Origin of the sequence: Pseudarthrobacter sp. J1738 (assembly GCF_050490315.1) — a bacterium.
GTDB lineage: Bacteria > Actinomycetota > Actinomycetes > Actinomycetales > Micrococcaceae > JBNPEO01.
The window spans coordinates 180,951-197,445 of record NZ_JBNPEO010000002.1 but is presented as its reverse complement, the minus strand read 5'-3'; the positions used below and the strand labels follow the sequence as shown (position 1 = coordinate 197,445).

At 57.3% G+C, this 16,495-nt stretch carries 16 protein-coding genes and 2 tRNA genes; all 18 read left to right on the top strand.

Features of this window, described 5'->3' with window-relative positions; all coding sequences use genetic code 11:
- Nucleotides 1-66 precede the first annotated feature (66 nt).
- The 18 genes from obgE (at nucleotide 67) to ACQR35_RS04455 (ending at nucleotide 16,445) form a co-directional block, all read left to right on the top strand.
- Nucleotides 67-1,671, top strand: coding sequence for a GTPase ObgE (obgE, locus tag ACQR35_RS04540; protein ID WP_430269354.1), 1,605 nt, complete (start codon nucleotides 67-69; stop codon nucleotides 1,669-1,671).
- Nucleotides 1,661-2,794: a glutamate 5-kinase gene (proB, locus tag ACQR35_RS04535; RefSeq protein WP_430269353.1), complete on the top strand. Its 1,134-nt coding sequence runs from the start codon at nucleotides 1,661-1,663 to the stop codon at nucleotides 2,792-2,794. Before obgE ends, proB begins: the two co-directional genes overlap by 11 nt.
- A 26-nt stretch (nucleotides 2,795-2,820) precedes the next feature.
- Nucleotides 2,821-4,152, top strand: a complete 1,332-nt coding sequence (locus ACQR35_RS04530; RefSeq protein ID WP_430268227.1) for a glutamate-5-semialdehyde dehydrogenase — start codon at nucleotides 2,821-2,823, stop codon at nucleotides 4,150-4,152.
- A gap of 115 nt (nucleotides 4,153-4,267) precedes the next feature.
- Nucleotides 4,268-4,504 (top strand): hypothetical protein, encoded by a 237-nt coding sequence (locus tag ACQR35_RS04525; RefSeq protein WP_430268228.1) that lies wholly within the window; start codon nucleotides 4,268-4,270, stop codon nucleotides 4,502-4,504.
- 9 nt (nucleotides 4,505-4,513) lie between these two features.
- A complete protein-coding gene (gene nadD / locus ACQR35_RS04520; protein ID WP_430269352.1) occupies nucleotides 4,514-5,170 on the top strand; it encodes a nicotinate-nucleotide adenylyltransferase in 657 nt (218 codons plus the stop codon).
- A gap of 7 nt (nucleotides 5,171-5,177) precedes the next feature.
- Nucleotides 5,178-6,365, top strand: coding sequence for a hypothetical protein (locus tag ACQR35_RS04515; RefSeq protein WP_430269351.1), 1,188 nt, complete (start codon nucleotides 5,178-5,180; stop codon nucleotides 6,363-6,365).
- Nucleotides 6,366-6,404: 39 nt separating this feature from the next.
- Nucleotides 6,405-6,839: a ribosome silencing factor gene (gene rsfS, locus ACQR35_RS04510; protein ID WP_430269350.1), complete on the top strand. Its 435-nt coding sequence runs from the start codon at nucleotides 6,405-6,407 to the stop codon at nucleotides 6,837-6,839.
- Between the two features lie 139 nt (nucleotides 6,840-6,978).
- Nucleotides 6,979-7,054: transfer RNA gene (locus ACQR35_RS04505), tRNA-Ala, on the top strand.
- Between the two features lie 65 nt (nucleotides 7,055-7,119).
- A tRNA-Ala gene (locus ACQR35_RS04500) sits at nucleotides 7,120-7,195 on the top strand.
- Between the two features lie 124 nt (nucleotides 7,196-7,319).
- Complete coding sequence (locus ACQR35_RS04495; RefSeq protein WP_430269349.1) at nucleotides 7,320-8,465, top strand: class I SAM-dependent methyltransferase; 1,146 nt, start codon at nucleotides 7,320-7,322, stop codon at nucleotides 8,463-8,465.
- Nucleotides 8,466-8,606: 141 nt separating this feature from the next.
- A complete protein-coding gene (locus ACQR35_RS04490; RefSeq protein WP_430269491.1) occupies nucleotides 8,607-9,818 on the top strand; it encodes an ROK family transcriptional regulator in 1,212 nt (403 codons plus the stop codon).
- 131 nt (nucleotides 9,819-9,949) lie between these two features.
- Nucleotides 9,950-10,957 (top strand): AAA family ATPase, encoded by a 1,008-nt coding sequence (locus ACQR35_RS04485; RefSeq protein WP_430267276.1) that lies wholly within the window; start codon nucleotides 9,950-9,952, stop codon nucleotides 10,955-10,957.
- 8 nt (nucleotides 10,958-10,965) lie between these two features.
- A complete protein-coding gene (locus tag ACQR35_RS04480) occupies nucleotides 10,966-11,874 on the top strand; it encodes a DUF58 domain-containing protein (RefSeq protein WP_430269348.1) in 909 nt (302 codons plus the stop codon).
- Nucleotides 11,861-12,328 (top strand): hypothetical protein, encoded by a 468-nt coding sequence (locus ACQR35_RS04475; RefSeq protein WP_430269347.1) that lies wholly within the window; start codon nucleotides 11,861-11,863, stop codon nucleotides 12,326-12,328. The genes ACQR35_RS04480 and ACQR35_RS04475 overlap by 14 nt, the downstream gene beginning before the upstream one ends.
- Entirely contained in the window at nucleotides 12,319-13,299 is a 981-nt protein-coding gene (locus tag ACQR35_RS04470) for a vWA domain-containing protein (RefSeq protein ID WP_430269346.1), read from the top strand. The genes ACQR35_RS04475 and ACQR35_RS04470 overlap by 10 nt, the downstream gene beginning before the upstream one ends.
- The gene (locus ACQR35_RS04465; protein ID WP_430269345.1) at nucleotides 13,296-14,345 is read left to right on the top strand and encodes a VWA domain-containing protein; all 1,050 of its coding nucleotides are present in this window, start codon (nucleotides 13,296-13,298) and stop codon (nucleotides 14,343-14,345) included. Before ACQR35_RS04470 ends, ACQR35_RS04465 begins: the two co-directional genes overlap by 4 nt.
- Nucleotides 14,342-15,091, top strand: coding sequence for a hypothetical protein (locus ACQR35_RS04460; protein WP_430267271.1), 750 nt, complete (start codon nucleotides 14,342-14,344; stop codon nucleotides 15,089-15,091). The genes ACQR35_RS04465 and ACQR35_RS04460 overlap by 4 nt, the downstream gene beginning before the upstream one ends.
- A gap of 400 nt (nucleotides 15,092-15,491) precedes the next feature.
- Nucleotides 15,492-16,445, top strand: coding sequence for a methylenetetrahydrofolate reductase (locus tag ACQR35_RS04455; RefSeq protein WP_430269344.1), 954 nt, complete (start codon nucleotides 15,492-15,494; stop codon nucleotides 16,443-16,445).
- The last annotated feature ends 50 nt before the right edge of the window (nucleotides 16,446-16,495 follow it).

The following is a 16,495-nucleotide window of genomic DNA, read 5'->3' as shown; positions in this document are numbered from 1 at the left end:
TAACAGCATTAGAATCGAACAAGGTGCCCGCAGGGTATTGAGTTCTAGAGCATTGAGGAGATCCACGTGGCCAGCTTTGTAGACCGGGTAGTACTTCACGTATCCGGCGGTAGCGGCGGCCACGGTTGTGTTTCCGTCCACCGCGAAAAGTTCAAGCCTTTGGGCGGACCCGACGGCGGTAATGGTGGCGATGGCGGTGACGTGATTCTTCGCGTTGACGGCCAAACCACAACGCTTTTGGACTACCACCACGCACCCCACCGTCACGCCAGCAACGGCGGACCGGGTATGGGTGACTGGCGCGGCGGAAAGAGCGGTGAGACGCTCATCCTGCCCGTACCAGACGGCACGGTAGTCAAAAACAAGGACGGCGAAGTACTCGCTGACCTGGTAGGTATTGGCGCCGAATACATGGCCGCAGCAGGCGGTCTGGGTGGTTTGGGTAACGCTTCGCTGTCATCACAAAAGCGCCGTGCGCCCGGCTTTGCACTCTTGGGTATTGAAGGCGACGCTCGAGACATCGTTCTAGAACTCAAATCCATTGCAGATATTGCGTTGGTTGGTTTCCCCTCGGCCGGTAAATCCAGCCTGATCGCTGCGATGTCCGCGGCCCGGCCCAAGATTGCCGACTACCCCTTTACTACCTTGGTCCCGAACCTGGGCGTGGTCCAATCGGGTGACGTTCGCTTCACCATTGCAGACGTCCCGGGCCTCATCGAAGGCGCCAGCGAAGGAAAGGGATTGGGACACCACTTCCTGCGCCACGTTGAGCGTTGCGCTGCACTGGTACACGTTCTGGACTGCGGAACGCTTGAAGCTGACCGCGATCCGCTCAGCGACTTGGCAACCATTGAACAAGAGCTTGACCGTTACGCCGTAGACATGAGCTACGCGGGCGCAGACGGCGAAGTGATTCCCCTCAATCAACGCCCCAAGCTTGTTGCTCTGAACAAGGTTGACTTGCCTGACGGTAAGGACATGGCAGAGTTCGTTCGCCCCGAGCTTGAAGCCAAGGGCTACCGGGTATTTGAAATCTCGGCCACCAGTCACGAAGGCTTGCGTCAACTGGGCTTTGCCATGGCAGAGATCGTTCAGGCCGCTCGGGATGCACTAGCTTCTGCGCCGCCCAAGGTTCAGGCACCTGTATTGCGCCCGCGCGCAGTCAACGAGTCTGGCTTTAAGATCCGTCGTGAAGAGAAGAACCTCGAGCCGTTGTTCCGCGTATTGGGCGACAAGCCTGTGCGCTGGGTCAAGCAGACTGACTTCACCAACGAAGAAGCTATTGGTTACTTGGGTGACCGTCTGGCCAAGCTCGGTATTGAAACCGAACTGTTCAAGATGGGTGCCACCCCTGGAGACACAGTGGTTATTGGTGAAGACGACGGCGTTGTCTTCGACTGGGAGCCCACCATGATGGCCGGTGCAGAACTTCTTGCCGCACCTCGCGGTACTGACGTTCGTATTGCCGACATTGGCGATCGCCCCACCCGTTCACAGAAGCGTGAAGAGCAGATCGAACGTCGTGACGCGAAGGCGGCAGCACGTGCTGAGCTAGAAGCCGAGCGTAAGGCGGGAATTTGGACGGAGTCCACGAACCGCCGTCGTACACCTGCACCGTTGACCGAGAGCGCACTGGACAAAGACGATTTTGCCGACGGGGATGAGCACTAGTCCTCAGGCCCTCAGCGGCCGAGAAGTTTTAGCTGCGGCCAACCGCATTGTGGTTAAGGTAGGTTCGTCCTCCCTGACCAGTATCAAGGGTGGTATTTCCGAATCTGCCCTGACCGCGCTGGTGGACGCACTCGCGGAACGCAAAAATGCGGGAGCCGAAATCATTTTGGTCTCTTCTGGTGCCATCGCCGCGGGCTTGGCGCCGCTTGGCCTAGTCCGCAGGCCCCGCGATCTTGCTACCCAGCAAGCAGCGGCGAGCGTGGGTCAGGGCCGGCTTATGGCCAAGTACACCCATGCCTTCGGCGCGCACGGAATCAACGTCAGTCAAGTTCTTTTGACGGCCGAGGATCTAGTTCGCCGCACGCAGCACGCCAATGCCTTCCGTGCGCTCAACCGGCTGCTGCACCTTGGTGTAGTTCCGGTGGTCAATGAGAATGACACGGTGGCCACTCATGAGATCCGATTTGGTGACAATGACCGGCTTGCTGCTTTGGTAGCGCACTTGGTCCGTGCTGATGCCCTTTTGCTGCTCTCAGACGTAGACGCCGTTTACGATGGCCCACCCAAGGACGGCGCGCAACGTATTGAGCGTGTTGATTCCTACGAGGATCTTGCAGAAGTGGTCATCGGCAAAACCGGCGCCGCAGGCGTTGGTACCGGTGGGATGGCAACCAAGATCGAGGCAGCAAGTATCGCCGCTGGATCCGGTATCAACGCCCTGGTGACCTCCACGGCAAATGCTCGTGCCGCCCTTGCTGGGGAGGATGTTGGAACGTGGTTCGCCGTAAGTAGCTCGCGCAAACCCATCCGTTTGCTCTGGCTTGCCCACTTGGCATCGGTTCGTGGGCGCCTCACCTTGGACGACGGCGCCGTCCGCGCGATCCGCGATAGGCACAAGTCTTTGCTTCCGGCTGGCATTGTTGCAGTCACTGGGGACTTTGAAGCTGGCGACCCAGTTGAGTTGGCCAGCAAGGACGGCGAAGTGGTTGCTCGTGGGCTAGTCAATTATTCGGCTCACGAGCTTCCCCAAATGCTGGGCCACTCCACTATGGAGCTTGCGGAAAGCATTGGTCCGGAATATCAACGCGAAGTTGTTCATGTTGATGACCTGGTGGTTCTCTAGACTGCGCTTTGTTCTAAACTTGGGTTATGACAACTGCTGACATTTCCCTAGATTCATCGCGTCAAGATAGCTCTGAGCTGCCCGGCGCTTTGGATCCAGTGCAGTTGGAGGCAGCGGTACACGCCATCGCGGACCGTTCACGGCTGGCTGGTCGGCGTATGGCACGGGCCAACCGGGCATGGAAAGACAAGGGCTTGCGGGCAGTTGCAGCCAGCATTGTGGAGGCAGCACCGGCCATCCTGGAAGCTAACGCCGTAGACGTTGAAAACGGCAAAGCCAAGGGGATTTCCGCTTCCATGCTGGACCGTTTGAGCCTAAACACTGACCGCATCAAAGCGTTGGCTGCGGCCCTGGAAAACCTTGCAGGTCTGCCCGATCCCGTAGGAAACGTGGTACGTGGCCAGACTCTTCCTAACGGCCTGCGCTTGCGTCAGGTTAATGTTCCCCTAGGTGTAGTTGCAGCTATCTACGAGGCACGTCCTAACGTGACGGTAGATATTGCTGGCTTGGCTCTAAAATCAGGCAACGCCGTGATCCTGCGAGGTGGTAGCGCTGCTTCGCAGACCAACCAAGTGCTGGTATCCGTGCTGCGTGAGGCTTTGGACTCGGTGGGACTACCTGCCGATGCTGTTCAATCCGTGGATCAGTACGGCCGCGCCGGCGCTGACGTTTTGATGCGGGCCCGGGGCCGGGTTGATGTGTTGATTCCTCGAGGTGGCCGCGAACTCATTCAGTCAGTGGTGACAAATGCCGCAGTTCCTGTGATTGAAACGGGGGAGGGCAACGTCCATATTTACATTGATGCCTCGGCTAGCGAGGATATGGCTGTGGAGATACTCCTCAACGCCAAAACTCAGCGTCCCAGCGTGTGCAACACGGTTGAGACGCTGCTGGTGCACCAAGACTCCACGGTCCTCCCCGCCGTAGCTCGTGCCTTGCGCGCCGCCGGTGTAAGACTGCACGTGGACGAACGCGTGATGCCTTTGTTGCCTGCGGGGAATGACTTGAGTCCCGCGGACGACGACGATTGGGGCACCGAATACATGGATCTGGACCTCGCCGTGGGAATGGTTGATTCCATGGATGAAGCGCTGAATCACATTCGGCGTTGGACCACTGGACACACTGAAGCAATTCTGACCAACGATCTGGCCAACGCTGAACGATTCATCGCAGAGATCGACTCGGCAGCCGTGATTGTTAACGCGTCTACGCGTTTCACGGACGGCGGTGAACTTGGTTTAGGCGCGGAAGTTGGCATCTCTACGCAGAAACTTCACGCTCGTGGTCCTATGGGTTTGGGTGAATTGACCACAACAAAGTGGATAGTCCAAGGTGAGGGCCAAATCCGCGCCTGAGCACGCGGTAACATGGGAGACGTCTCTTGAGCGGAACGCACTCTGCTTGTGGACTGCATGAAGTGTCCGGGTTGCTAGCGCGCCCAATGAAGTTCTTGGAACAGAAGGGGTCAAAATGTTGACTCAGCTTGCCACTACCGTCCTGGCTGCCGCAGAGGTTGCCCACGAAGAGCCTGCGCCGCTTTTGGCTGAACCGTGGGTTTTTGGAATCTGCATGTTCGCAGTACTGCTGGTGATGATGTTTGTGACCCTCTCCTACACGAACTTGGGTAACCGCCATGATGTTGTGGAGGAATCCGAGGATCCGCACCGTCAGCACCCCAATAACCACAACGAACACCACGGCCACTGAGCTTCCCCAGTGGTAGAGCAACAACGCCGCTTTCGCCTAGGTGTAATGGGTGGAACTTTTGACCCCATCCACCACGGTCACTTGGTGGCAGCCAGCGAGGTTGCAGCCAAGTTTGCCTTGGACGAGGTAGTTTTTGTTCCTACCGGTGAGCCTTGGCAAAAGGTCAAAAAGGACGTAAGTCCAGCCGAGCACCGTTATTTGATGACGGTGATTGCTACGGCGGCAAACCCACGTTTTACGGTAAGCCGGGTGGACATTGACCGCCCTGGCCCCACGTACACCATTGACACTTTGCGGGATTTGTCCCGTTTACGGCCAGACGCGGACCTGTTCTTTATCACTGGAGCAGACGCAATGGCGCAGATTTTGTCTTGGAAAGACGTCAACGAGTTGTGGAACTTGGCTCACTTTGTGGGAGTCACACGGCCCGGACACGAACTCCATAACCTTGGTCGTCAAGACGTCAGCCTGTTGGAAGTGCCAGCCATGGCCATCTCCTCTACGGACTGCAGAGCCCGTGTGGCTGGAGGAAACCCAGTTTGGTACCTCGTGCCAGACGGTGTGGTGCAGTACATCGCAAAATACGATCTATACGGGGCGGCGAACACCACGGAGAATCATCCGGTGAACGCCGAACGGACAGCAATAACAGCCAGTACTGAATGAGTTTTTGATGAACCAGGAAGACAAGCCACTTCGCAGCCGCAGGGAACTGAGGGCAACGAGGGCACAGACCGAGGTCCAAGACGGCGAAACACCGTCCGGCGATGCGCCGACCCCGGTTACTTCTCAGAGTTCTGCTCAATCAGATTCTGTTGCTACGGGGCGAATCCGTCGTGTGGCTGATGTGCCAGTTGATGCAATTCCAGAGCGCAAGCCTGCTGAACGTTCCTCGCAAATTCGGGCGAGAGACCGTGCTGCTTTGCGGACCATCAAGCAACTCGCTGAAAAGGAAGAGCAACTCAGCGGGGGACTACCTACCCGCCGGCAGCTGCGCCTTCAACAGCTCAAAGCGCAGGCCGCCACGGCAGGTACCAACCCTCCAACGGTAGAACCACCGTCGATGGGTGTTACCGCTGGGATAGGCCTGGTTTCTCCCGCGGTTCGGGGTGCGGACAGCCCAGCACCCGCGCCCGGCGATGCTGTGAATCCGGCGGACATGAGCGTGGAAGAGGCTCTGGCCGAACGTAGCAAGCTTGAGAAAGCTGCGCAGGAACACTTTGCTGCGCTCGAGAACCTGGGCCCGCAGGATCCGGAAACCGTGGATCCAGAAATCTTGGCCCAGCAAATTGCTCTGGCAGAGCGCGCCGCCATTTTGAATCGGCGGGCCCGGGCTAAGCAAAAGCTTGCCGAAGAACATCAGCAGCGTACTCAGCCCAGCCATGACCCAACGGCTACCAATAACTTGGCCATGATGGCGCCGCAAGAGACGGTACAGGTCCCTGGTGTGGGTCACCCCGTGCTTCGACGGCCGGCCACCTCACATGTTCCGGTGGTCCCAGCATTGCTCCCGAGAACTGCGGCACCAAAGCGTGGAGCCGATACGTCAAGTACGGATAAACCAGGAACTCCGGTATCTGGCCGCTCAGAAATCTTGGCTCGGGCCGAAGCAGTAGCCCGTGCCAATGGTGAGGTTGTGGACGAACCGGCAAGGGACGGCGCTGAACCTCACAACGACGCCGAACTGCAGAGCCCGCGCGTAGCGGCCCGCGCTGCCTACGGGCTTGACCCCTTGGACGCTGCCACGGCCGGATTGGCCCACGCGCAACGCGTCCGTTTGATGCAACTTGCGGTATTCGCGGTAGGAATTATCACGCTGGTCGCTGGCATCATCATGCTCATTACCGGCCTCAACTCTTGAGCCGGATCCAACAAAGCTTGACCAAACATTAGGAGAACCATGACCGCCACGGAAGCATCCGTAGCCCTCGCCCGTACAGCAGCCCGTGCTGCGGCAGACAAGATTGCCCAAGACATTGTTGCTCTGGATGTGAGCGAACGATTGGCGCTCACAGACATCTTCCTCATTGCCTCGGCTGACAACGAACGCCAGGTCAACTCCATTGTTGATGGCATCGAAGAAGAACTGAGCAAGCTGGACCGTCGCCCGATTCGGCGTGAAGGCCGCTCTGGCGGACGTTGGGTCCTGTTGGATTACGCGGACATCGTGATTCACGTTCAGCACGAGGAAGACCGTGTTTTCTACGCGCTTGAGCGCCTCTGGAAGGACTGCCCTGTAGTGGATCTCCAGCTGGGTGAGGACCCTTCTGCAGCACCGGCCCGCGTTGAAGAACCAGCCGAAGCAAATGCCGACGCCGAGCAGGCAGAAGCGTAGCTCAGGCCCGCAGATTCGCCTTTCTTGCAGGTAAATGTCGATTTGGAATTAGTGGAAGCGCTGTTCTAAGATATTTGAGTTGCTTCGCGGAGAAGCAGTAGGAAACTACTGAAAATCCAAGGAAAAAACATCGCAAGTTGGGGCTGTGGCGCAGCTGGTAGCGCACCTGCATGGCATGCAGGGGGTCAGGGGTTCGAGTCCCCTCAGCTCCACCAATTGACCGCTGGATTCGGCCGAGGCAGGATTCAGCGGTTTTTTGAGAATGAATATCTAAAGTTTTGGGGCTGTGGCGCAGCTGGTAGCGCACCTGCATGGCATGCAGGGGGTCAGGGGTTCGAGTCCCCTCAGCTCCACCAAACAAGTGGCCCTCTCCCTCAGGAGAGGGCCACTTCTGTTTTCATCACGCCTGTCCTACTGGCTTACAGGCCGCAAGTGGCTACCATGGCGGGGACGGCATTTACTTTTAGGCGGAGGAACAACGTGGTCCAGCTCAGCATCGAGGACGTTTTCTCGCGGTTACGCAGATTCCCCGATGTTGAGGCTCAAAACCTCCACGCCCATGACGCCACGGACCGGCTGCTCATAAAAAAGGCCTTTGAGCTCGAGGGCATAGAAGAAAACAAGATTGCCATCATCGGAGACCGATACGGCGCTCTGACTCTGGCTTTAGCTGCGGCAGGCCACACCGGTCTACGGACCTCACAAGACCTCGCCTCGGGACAACAGGCACTAGCTTTTAATGCTGGACGCTTAGGGTTGAACGGAACTTTCACCTCGCTCGCATTGGGGGAGGAGCTGCTGAAAAATGCCAAACTAGTGTTGTTGCAATTACCCCGAAGCCTGGCAGAGCTTGAAGAAATAGCGGACGCGATTGCTCGCTACGCGGCCCCTGACGCCATACTGATTGCTGGTGGCCGGGTGAAACACATGACGCCAGCCATGAACCAAGTTTTGGCCAAGTACTTTAAAACCGTGCAAGCCCAATTAGCGCAACAAAAGTCTAGGCTCTTGATTGCGCAGACTCCGTTGCCAGTGCCGGAAACAAAGCAGTTTCCCTTCACTGAACATCATTCGGATTTGGATTTGACCGTTGCTGCATATGGCGCCGTATTTGCTGGCAACAAACTAGATATCGGAACGCGTTTTTTGGTGGATTTTCTCCCCAAAATGGCACCGGCTCAACACATTATCGATTTAGGTTGTGGCACCGGTGTACTGGCTGCGATGGTTGCGAGGCGGCAGCCGAAGGCTCATGTGATTGCCACGGATCAGTCTGCAGCAGCAGTTGCCTCAGCCCAAGCCACCATGGAAGCCAACAATTTGGCTGATCGTGTTGAATGCATCCAAGCGGACGCCATGGAGGGTTTTCCACCCCAGAGTGCTGATTTGATCTTGCTCAACCCGCCTTTTCATCTCGGCGCTAGCGTTCACGCCGGTGCAGCCACCAAGCTCTTCGATGCCTCGTCCAAGGTTTTGGTGCCCGGCGGTGAACTATGGACTGTGTTCAATACACATTTGGACTATGTTAAGGAACTTGAGCGCAAAATAGGCGCCACACGAGTGGTTGGCCGGAACAACAAATTTACGGTTACGGTTTCTCGCCAACGTTCACATAAGGAGAACTGATGGCCATGTACCGGGTTTGGTCCACAAAGTTCAAATGCATAACGGTACTATTCAGTCACCAGCCAAAATCCAAGGATTCAAGGGGAAGCATTGTCTGAGCTCCGCCCGCCAGCACCACGACGCGGTACTAACCTGCCCAAGATGGGTGACTTCAACCTGACTGTCATTCTGGACGCCATCCGCCGTTCCACGAGTGGCCTTAGCCGAGTTGAACTCGCTCAGATCGTGGGGCTTTCGCCGCAAACCATCTCCAATATCTCGCGTCGTTTGCTGGATCAAGGCCTCATTGTGGAGGCTGGTAAGTACGGCAACGGGCCGGGTAAACCACGCACTATTCTGCGGCTGAACCCCGCGGGAATGTATGCAGTGGGCGTCCACCTGGATCCGGCCGTCACCACTTGCGTTTTGCTTGATTTGGTGGGGAACGTGGTTCAACAGGAGAGTTTCGGAACGCCCGACGCCGGTGGCCCGAGGGCCGTCGTCGACTCACTTGCCGCTGCAGTCACCAAACTTGTCAGCGACTCTGGGGTTAACGCGGAAAGCATCGCTGGCTTGGGCGTCTCCGCACCCGGACCGATTGATCGTGATCAGGGAACGGTAGTGGACCCGCCGCTTCTTGACGGCTGGAACCGGGTAGCTCTGCGTGATGCCGTGGCCAAGGCCACCGGTATGGAAACCATCTTGGACAAGGACGTCACTGGCGCTGCCGTGGCCGAAACCTGGGCTGGTGGCGATACCGGCACCGGAAGCTTTGTTTTCTTTTACATCGGAACCGGCATTGGCTGCTCGATAGTTCTCGAAGATGAAGTGGTGCGTGGCATTTCAGGCAACGCCGGCGAAATGGGCCACATTATGGTGGACCCGGAAGGCGCCGAATGTGATTGTGGGCTACGAGGTTGCGTCAAAGTTGCCTGCATTCCCCCGGTTATGGTGGCTGCTGCAGTTGCCGCCGGCCTAGTTCCGGACGCACGTCAGGATGAGAGCATTGGCAGTGGGACCTGCTTGCAAGAGCGTTTCGCTGCCCTCCTAGACTTGGCCGATGAAGGTAACGATGAGGCGCTAGCCATCATTGATAGGTCTGCCGTGTTGATTTCCCGGGCGGTCTCGGCAATCACCAATGTTTTAGACGTAGAACGGGCCGTTTTTGGCGGCCCCTTCTGGTCACGCTTGGCACCGTACTACCTTGACCGGTTGCCGGAGTTGGTTAACACCTCCAGCGCTACCCGCGACATTCACGAGATTGAGATCGCCAGCTCCGGTGTGGGCGAAGACGTTGGTGCCGTAGGCGCAGCCTGCCTAGTGTTGGAACACGTTTTGGCTCCCAAAGCTCAGCGCTTGTTGCTCCAAAACTAGGTGCGGACACCCGGCCGTTTCGCCCGGGTTTTCCACATGGGTAGCTGTGCCCATTGCGGCGGGTTGCTGCGTTAGCTTGGATAGGATGGCGAACCTACGCAATTCACTGAAGCCTACCGAGGGAATATCGAGTGCTGCAGAATCCGGCCATCAACACCATTGACGCGAGCGAACTTGCCCGGGGACAGCAAGTGGTGCAAAGCATCTCTCGCAGCTTCGAGGCCAAAGTGGTGGGGCAGAATCGGCTCCGCGAAACCTTACTGGTGGGTTTGCTGACCGGTGGGCACATTCTTTTGGAGAGTGTTCCCGGCTTGGCGAAAACCACTGCCGCCCAAACGGTAGCCGAGGCGGTCAGCGCAGAGTTCCGCAGGATTCAATGCACTCCAGACTTGTTGCCAAGCGACATTGTTGGTACCCAAATCTACGATGCGGCCAAGGGCATTTTTGTCACCCAGCTAGGCCCGGTTCACGCCAATATTGTGCTCCTTGACGAAATCAACCGGTCCAGCGCGAAAACCCAAAGCGCCATGCTTGAAGCCATGCAAGAGCGTCAAACTTCCATCGGCGGTGAAATCTACCCCTTGCCTTCACCGTTCTTGGTGCTGGCCACGCAGAATCCCATTGAGCAAGAAGGCACCTACCTGCTGCCGGAAGCACAAATGGACAGGTTTATGCTCAAAGATGTCTTGGATTACCCCACACCTGCCGAAGAAGCGGAAGTGATCCGGCGTATTGATACAGGTGTGTTCACGGCAGAGCAGAAACCAGCTGCAGCAGCATCTTTGGACGCCATCAAAGAAGTCCAAGATATTGTGCGGCGGATCTACATTGACCCAGCGATTATTCGCTACATTGTGGGAATTGTTTACGTCACCCGCCATGCTGAGCAATACATTGATCCCAAACTGGCTGGCTACATTGAATTCGGCGCCAGCCCACGCGCCAGCATCGCCTTTAGCCAGGCAGCACGGGCCTTGGCGTTGCTTCATGGCCGCGACCACGTGATCCCTGAAGACATCAAGTCCTTGGCCCACCGAGTGCTACGCCACCGAATCATCTTGGGCTTCGAGGCGGTTGCTGAACAAGTCCCAGTGGAGACGGTGATCGACGCTATTTTGGCCTCCGTCCAGATTCCTTAACCCCTGTTATGGAGAGCCTGCTGCAAAAGGTTAAGTCGAAGATGTTTATCTTCGCGCACCGCAGGGCCAAGGGATTACTGGACGGCGAGTACGGTTCGGTCTTTAAGGGCCGGAGCCTAGACTTTGACGATCTGCGAGCCTATATTGCCGGCGACGAAGTCCGGGACATCGATTGGAAAGCCACGGCACGCCACGGTTCGCCACTGATCAAACGCTACGTTGCAGTCCGGAAACAAAACGTCCTGTTGGTAACTGACACTGGAACCAACATGGCTGCGCTGTCTCGCGGCGGGGAACTCAAGCGAGACGTGGCGGTGATGGCGCTGGGCGTGGTGGGTTACCTGGCGGTGCGCCACTCGGACACCGTGGCGTTAGTGTGCGGTGATTCAGTCCAGACCCGAGCCGTGCCTGCGAGGGGGAGTGAGGGGCACCTCGAACTCCTTTTACGTACAGTGCACCGGCACACTAGCGCAGACTCCGCCCCCAGCAACATCAAAAACCAGCTGCGCTACATTGCGCGCAGCGTCCGTCAGCGGAACTTGATTTTTGTGGTGGCTGACGAACTTGAAGCAACGCCGGGGTTGGAGCAAGTGTTGCGCCGCCTAGCGGCACAACACGAGATCTTGTGGCTCACGCTTGAAGACGCCGAGCTTATCGATAGCGCTTCAACCACCGGAGCCGCCCGTGCAACCAGTGGTGACGTGCACGACGTCGGACAGGGGCGGCCGCTTTTGACTCGCCTCAGCAGGCGGGAGACTATCGCTGCCCAGTACCGCGAGCACGTGGCGGTCCGTGATGCTGAGCGAAAAGCTCTTCTACGCCGTGTTGGCGTTGTTGAGGGCAGGGTTGGTGGCAGTGGCGACGTTTTGCGCGCCATTTTTGATCTTTTGGAAAGGCACCGGCGTGCAAAACAATAGTGGCGATTTCTACCCGCCACAGCTTTACGCGCAATGGTGGACGCTTCTGGGCCTTTGCGCGCTTGGTGTGGTGATTCTTTGGATCTTGTGGGTGTTTTGGTTGACGCGCAAAAAGTCTGGCCGGGCGGCTGTGCCAGCGATTCCACCGGCACCGGTATCCGTGCAGAACGCCTATCTGCAAAAAATTGATGAGGTTGAGGCGTTGGCCCGCGGTGGCAAGATATCCGAGCGTGAAGCGCACCAACGGCTAAGTTTGTTGTTGCGTTCCTTTGTCCACGAAGTTACCGGCGTGGATGCGCCCCGCATGACTTTGCAGGAATTGCGTTCAGCAGTCCCCGCGGCGGTGGCCGATGCTGTCGCATTGGTGTACCCGGCCGAGTTTGGTGTGCACGGGCGCGGAGAAGTTGAAAGCTCCGCACAGGCTTTTAGGCAGGTGATTTGGGGATGGAACTGACCTATTGGTGGATCCCCGTTATAGGACTGCTCGGCCTGATTGCCGTTGTGGTGGTGGCCGGTGCACGGAAGGGACAAAGCTCTCCCACCCTAGTAGCCCATGGCGACAGGCTCAGCCGGCTGCCGGCGTACCAAGCAGCACTGAGGGCTCAACGAACATGGTTCATCGTGGCGATAGTTGGTGCCTTGCTGATGCTTGGTGGCACTGTATTTGCTGCAGCCCGACCTGCAGAGAAAAGCACAACCCGCCCAGAGCAAAACAACCGCGATGTGATGCTGTGCCTAGACTCTTCGGGCTCCATGAGCCGGGCAGATGCCACGATCGTCTCCGTTTTCCAAGACTTGTCCCGCAAATTTGATGGCGAGCGCATTGGCTTGGTCATTTTTGATAGTTCCTCGGTGCAAGTGTTCCCCTTGACCGATGACTACGACTTCATCGAAGAGCAACTGGGTGAAGCTCAAGACGCATTCAACGGCAAAAAGGGTACCTTCAACTTTTTTGACGGGACGTGGGAGGGCGAGGGTTCGTCTTTGATCGGGGACGGTTTGGCTTCATGTGTGCAGAGCTTCCCCAAACTGGATGAAGAAAAACGCTCCCGCTCCATCATCTTGGCCACGGACAATCTCCTGTCCGGGCAACCACTGGTTTCCTTACAGGAAGCCGGAGACTTGGCCCGGCAAAAAGGCATCCGTGTGTACGGGCTAAATCCAGCAGACATTACAGTGTCAGCACGCCGGGAGAGCGCAGCTGCCGAATTGAAACGAATCTCTGAACTCACGGGAGGCGGATACTTCCCGCTGGAGCGCGCCAGCGCCGTCAACGGCATTGTGACAGGCATCCAGGCTACGGAAAAAACAAAGATTCAAGGCTCCCCGCAGGTCATCACCACCGATCACCCTCAGTGGCCATTGGGCATTGCATTCCTGGGTCTTAGTCTGTTGCTGGTGGCGCAGTGGAGGTTACGACGATGACGTTTATCCCACTGGTTCCTGGGTGGCTGCTCACCGCTGGCATACTTGTTTTGCTGTGCTTGGCAGTTTTGGCAGGACTTGGCGGCTGGAAACGTTCGGCTACGGATCACGGCGAGCGCAGAAGTCAGCTGCTCCATGTTGGTTCAGGAGTCCTCACCGTCCTGTTGCTAGCCCTAGCTGCCGCCCGGCCAGGGCTTCCAGGCGCCGGTCAGCAAGCACAGACAAATGATCTCAACGTGTTTTTTGTGGTTGATACCACCAGCAGTGTTGCCGCTGAAGATTACGACGGCGCCAAGCCTCGCCTTGAGGGGATTCAGAAGGACATCCTGGGCATTGCCGAGCAACTATCTGGTGCCCGGTACTCCATGATTACCTTTGATTCGAGGGCGCGGCTCAAACTGCCGCTGACCGTTGACGGTGCAGCCTTGGAAACGAGCGTTGAACTTCTTTCCCCGCAGGACTCTTTGTTCGCGAAGGGAACTTCCGTGACGGTGGCCAGCGAGCTGCTTTCTGAGCGGCTCAAGAAAGCTCATGAACAACACCCGGAACGCGCCAACGTGGTGTTTTATTTGGGCGACGGTGAGCAGACTAGCACCGGCAAGGCTGGCCCTATGAAGGTAGATCAGGCGCTGGTCCAAGGTGGGGCAGTGCTGGGTTATGGCACGGAGCAGGGAGGGCGGATGAAACAGTATCTCTCCTACGATTCCTCGCCCCCTCAGCGTTACATCAAAGATCTCAGCGGAGACACTCCCGGGGACGCAGTCTCCAAAATAGATCCTGCCAAGCTCAAGTCCATTGCAAGCGACTTGGGTGTTCCTTATGTTCACCGTTCAGCAGGGGACCCAGTGAGTCAGGCGCTAGCTGGCACACACGCTACGGGTGACTCGGGTAGCAGCGATTCCGGGCTCCGGGGGCGTGCGGAGCTCTACTGGATCCCGGCAGGCCTTGCCGCACTTTTGGGCTTGGCCTACGTATGGTCCTTGACCCGGTCTGGGCAGCGGTTGCGCAAGGCCTTGGGTAGCGCACCTGAGAGGAAAACCCTATGAGCCTAAAATCGGTGCCTTCGCGTTCTACTGCGGGTCTACGTAGTCGACTTCTGCTCTGGTCTGCGCCAATTGTTTTGCTGCTCCTCTTAGTGGGCGTGAAATTTCTGAGCGTCGGGTTCCTTGCCCAAGACGCAAAAAGTGCCTACGCGGTCGGCAACGCGGAACAAGTAGAACGTGATGGGCAAAAGATGGGCATTGTGAACGTCATTGAACCGTTCCGGGCTCCGTTCACCATGGGTACGGCCAAGGTGGTCCGCAAAGACTTCACGGCGGCCCGCGCGTACTTTGAAGAGTCGTTGCGGCAAGCCCCAGAATCAGAGAAATGTATGGTCAGCGTCAACCTAGTGCTGAGCATTGAACAGCTCGCAGATCAAAGAGTTGCTGCCAAAGACGTGCCCGCTTCCAAAACGCTTTATGACCAGGCGCTCGCAGTGATCAAAGCAGCCCCGGCGCAATGTTTCCAGGCCAAGTCTGAGGGTAACCAGAACGGTGAAGGGGACAAATTGCAGGAGGGGAAGAAGCGCATCGAGCAGAAGGAAAAGGATGGCGAGGCAGGATCCTCAAGGGATGCGCCCGGCTCTCCACCGGCTGAGGGGAGCGCCCCGCCGCAAACGCCGCAGGAAAAGAAGCTTGATCAGCTTAAGCAACAAAACGAGGACTCAATGCGTCAGCGTTCCAACGGACAGCAAGATGATGAGTACTTCCAACAATCGCCGTCCGTGCCGTATACGGACAAGCCCTGGTAAGCATCCCCTGCATCAAAATGGCATAAAGCCGGAATGACTCGAAGAAAATTTGTCTAGCATCGGCGGATGTCGTGTAAAAAGGCGTCTTAATTCGGTCACCGTGTTGCGCGGACCGTCTCTTGGCACCTAGAGTCGTAAACAAGTTACCGCGGTAACGTGTCAGCGATCCTCTGAGAGAGGGTGTGGGTGCCCCCATGTGGGCCTGACATTTGCACACGGAACACCTTTAGTACCAGCGTATGGAAGCTTCTGCGCTGGGTTGGGCTTGTTCACGTGTTTCCTCATAATCGTTTTCAGCGCAGTCGTCAGCTTGAGTGATTTGTTTTGTGGCCAGCCGGGTCACAAAGAACAAACCCCATAGCTCAAGCGGCCAGCTGATAAGCAACAGCCAAGGACGCAAATGTCTCCACCAAGTGTGATTGAACAACATCCATCTCTGACCCCTACAACGCCCGTAGCACTTTCTTACGAGCTTTTTCCGCCGCGCACTCCGCGGGCTGCCGAATCTTTGTGGACCACCATCAAAGAACTAGAGACCACGTCCCCGGACTATGTTTCAGTAACCTATGGTGCTAGCGGTTCCAATAAGGGCACGGCGATTGAACTGATTAGCCGTTTGCAAAGCGAAACAACGCTGCGCCCTTTGGCTCATCTGACCTGTGTGGGCAATACACCTCATGAGTTGGCGCTGGTGATCGGCGAACTCCTAGACATCGGTGTGCGTGGGATTTTGGCCCTGCGCGGCGACAAACCAAAGGACGCCCAACCGTCCCCTGCCGGGGCTTTGCGGTACGCCCAGGATCTGATTGATCTGATTCGCCGAGTAGAACAGCGCCGCTCAGCTCTACTGTGCGCCGGCAAAGTGGCGGTTGGGGTGGCCGCATACCCCTCACGTCACCCTGAATCACCCAGTGAAGAACACGACATTGAAGTGCTCTTGGCAAAGCAACGCTCGGGTGCTGACTTTGCTATCACTCAAGTGTTCTTCCATGCCGATCAATATGCTGGGTTGCTCCACCGTGCCCGCCGGGCAGGGGTGACCATCCCGATCATTCCGGGCGTTATGCCCATGACGAGTGTTCGCCGGCTCAACCGGCTCGGCGAACTGAGCGGAGTTGCGCCTTCGGCGCACTTAATGGACCAATTGGCGTCCGCCAGCGGCGAGGCTGAACAAGTACGGATTGGCATTCAAGCCACCGTCGACTTGGCCAATGCTGCCTTGGATGCAGGAGCCCCTGGCATCCACCTTTACACCTTCAATGAGCATCGGCACGCTCTGGACGTCCTGGATCGTCTTGATCTCCCACGTCCCAACCGTGCCGCAGTCCGGCCTGCTCCGGAGCTCGTTTCCTAACTGGCTTTTTGCCCCGTTAGTTCTCTTTTCACTTTTCTTACTCTGCACCT